This is a genomic window from Achromobacter sp. Marseille-Q4962, assembly GCF_943737005.1.
Lineage (GTDB): Bacteria > Pseudomonadota > Gammaproteobacteria > Burkholderiales > Burkholderiaceae_B > Achromobacter.
Genome location: NZ_CALSFU010000062.1, coordinates 1 through 2965 on the forward strand (window position 1 = coordinate 1; position 2965 = coordinate 2965).

The following is a 2965-nucleotide window of genomic DNA, read 5'->3' on the forward strand; positions in this document are numbered from 1 at the left end:
AGTGGATGTGGTCCTACAATCACGAGCGCCCAAATATGGCTCTGGGCGGATTTACCCCAAAACAGCGGCTCGCCATGGCCGCATAGCGTTCCTACTTCTGGCAAACGCTAAAAATGGGGGGATTACCAGGGCATGCCAGCAGCCTTGGATATAACATCGGGATCTCAGCTGCAGCTGATTGTAATCAACTGTTAATTATGCGCATTCGGGTGATGGGATGCTTCCCTTAGAGGGGCTAGAGATGAGGGAAAACTTTACCGGTACCGTGCTTATTTTCTAATATATTTTCTTAGTTACCACTTGTCTCGTTGAGACTTTCAAGCCGGTCAGATTGGTAGTAATGAGCATTGCTTTTCTATACGTTGGAAAAGGGTTAATGACGTCGTGATGACGGAGTGGTAGATCAAAAACTATGGCAATGTTTCGCCAAAATTGGACGCTACGACGTAAGCTGCTGCCGAACCCATCTTTCATGATGCCACCCATACGGTCGGTGCCTATCGATGCGGAAACAGTTCATAAGTTAAAGTCTCGGCGATAGCACCTTAAGTTTTTTTCGATTTTAGATCAAATGTTTTTATTGTGTCTTCATGGAGAAGGGCGTAGCGACCGTTCATTTATTAGGAAGGAGTCTGCCTGCTCATGATGAGGTTCCTTCTATTCATTGTCAGTGTTGGGGGGGGCCTGAAGAAACCGGGGGGCTTAATAGTAAAGAAATAATTTTTCAGTTAAGTTTTTTTCTCCTTGTTGGGAGATTTTTTAAAAATACTTGATGAGATTATTATGAGAATATTTGTTTTGTTGGCTATTTTGTTTTGCTCTACGCCCTCTTTTGCGGCTTCTTTTGATTGTGCGAAGGCATCGGGTTTTGTAGAGAAAGAAATTTGCTTGGACCCCGTTCTTGGGAGATTGGATGAGGCTCTTTCCAATAACTATAAAGGGATGCTTTCATCTGATTTTGGTGGATCAGTGAGCTCTCTCAGGGACGAGCAGAGGAAATGGATTGCCAATAGAAATAAATGCACTACAAGAGATTGCCTGATTTCCGCCTATAGAAAGCGAGTTGATGAAACTTGCAACTATGGAGTTGTTTCTGGTGTTCATCCCGAATGTATGCTTGCGGAAGATGTTGAAAAAGACCTTTCCAATAGCAGCCATTCAAAATATCGAGATAATGAAATTTCAAAAAAAAATAATGCTCGTAGTTATAGTCTCTTAAATGCTCTAATGGCTCAATATGGGGACTATAGGCTTCAAACTCTAATTCAGTATGCTCAATTGTCAGGGTGCCTTTTTGAGCAACAAGAGACGGATTTCTTTGAAAATAAGAAAATGGGGCATTTGAGAGTTGATGAGATAAAGTTTAAGAAAGGATGTTCATTGGAGGATGTTGGAGTTCTATATGGTGTTGTGAAGGTCGCTGTTATGCCAATTAGTACTTCGAGTCCTGTTTTTTCTTATGTTTATAAGAAAGATGGTAGATCTCCCTTGCTTCTTCGGCTGCGTAATGAATATCTTGATGAAGAAATGAGAACGTTTAAAAATAACATTGAAGCTATCAGGAAAAGTAAAAATTAAAGCTGCAAATTTTTCTTATGCTGACCTGCTCCCCGTGGTTAGTACGAAATCGATGTAGAGTCCGTTCACAAAGGAACGGCAATGAAGAAACGATTTACGGAAGAACAGATCATCGGGGTGCTGAAGGGGCAGCCCTCCCCCTCAGGGCAAGATAGTCTCTGGTTCCTCCAGTCCGGCGAAGCCCCTCTTATGGGGCTTTTTTTATGCCAAAAGCTGGACAGCACCCGCCAGTCCAGATATCATTACAATTTGTAAATATAGCTTGTCGGAGAACGCCAATGCCCAATGCGATGGATCGCTTTCAGTGGGTTGAGTTGATGGAAAAGAAATATCGTGGCAACAATGATATCTACATAGACACCACAGATTACTTGGGCCCTCGCGTTCTTCATAGGACTGGCGGTGGCGTTGTGGAGTCCTATAGTCAGTATTATCAGATGGCTACCGGAAAGCCCACACCAGAGCAAGCCCAATGGGACTTGGTGGATAGTTGGCTCTCCTCGAAGCCCAAGAATCAGAGTAGCAGCGGAGGCTTTAGGAAACACAGGACAAAGAGAACCCGTTCTTTGGGAGCCTCGTTCAAAGCTATTTTTAAAGGCATGCTCTCTTTAATAGTTATCGGATACACCATAGCTGTGGCCGTAAGACTTCTTAGGATGGCTGGGGTTATCTAGAGTCTCATCGGTTGACACAAATTGATGAGGACCTATAATATGCTCATAAAGATAAAGGAATAATCATGAGCAAAGAAAAAAGCCATTTAGATGTCTTTGAGGGGAGACCGAAAGCACAGAAAGCCTACAATGTCTTTATGGGTATAGGCGTTACCAGTGTTTTAGCAATGGTCGGTGGTGCAGCGGCGTACACCTATTTAACAGCCACTACAGGGAACTTGCCAGGCTTCGGGAATTTCATTGGAGACTTGGCTTTGGCTGGAGGCATTGGCGGTTTCGTTGCAGCAATAGGTAGTGGCCTTAGCCTTAAAAACTTCAAGTCTAGAGTTTTTGGTACTGATGGTGGGTTAGAGCTATATGAGAATACCAAGCTTCAGGAATCCGATAAAGAGATCATCAATAGTGATCCTGGCACCAAGTTTGCCGTCAGATCCTTTCTCACAATGGCCGCGGCCTCTGGTCTAGCTGCGATAGCTGGCGTTGGTATGTTGATCAATGCACAAGTATCTGGAATGGCGAACAGTGCCACTACTCTTCCAGGCTTTGCAGCTGCCACCTTGGGAACAGCACTAGGACTTTATGCCTTTGACCTGCCCCCAGACTTAGTACGGCACCGACATAGAGTCCAGGGTTAAAAACCGTTGTTGTCGATGCGCCTGAGCAAACTGCTCCGGCGTTAAGTATCCCAGCGCGCTATGCGGGCGTTCGGTGTT

At 44.5% G+C, this 2965-nt stretch carries 3 protein-coding genes; all 3 read left to right on the plus strand.

Annotated elements, in window-relative coordinates; genetic code table 11:
* Positions 1 to 783 precede the first annotated feature (783 nt).
* The 3 genes from NGJ44_RS22980 (at position 784) to NGJ44_RS22990 (ending at position 2887) form a co-directional block, all read left to right on the plus strand.
* A complete protein-coding gene (locus NGJ44_RS22980; protein ID WP_251866033.1) occupies positions 784 to 1578 on the plus strand; it encodes a lysozyme inhibitor LprI family protein in 795 nt (264 codons plus the stop codon).
* An 81-nt stretch (positions 1579 to 1659) separates the two neighbouring features.
* Entirely contained in the window at positions 1660 to 1833 is a 174-nt protein-coding gene (locus tag NGJ44_RS22985) for a hypothetical protein (protein ID WP_251866035.1), read from the plus strand.
* Between the two features lie 484 nt (positions 1834 to 2317).
* Positions 2318 to 2887: a hypothetical protein gene (locus NGJ44_RS22990; RefSeq protein WP_251866037.1), complete on the plus strand. Its 570-nt coding sequence runs from the start codon at positions 2318 to 2320 to the stop codon at positions 2885 to 2887.
* The last annotated feature ends 78 nt before the right edge of the window (positions 2888 to 2965 follow it).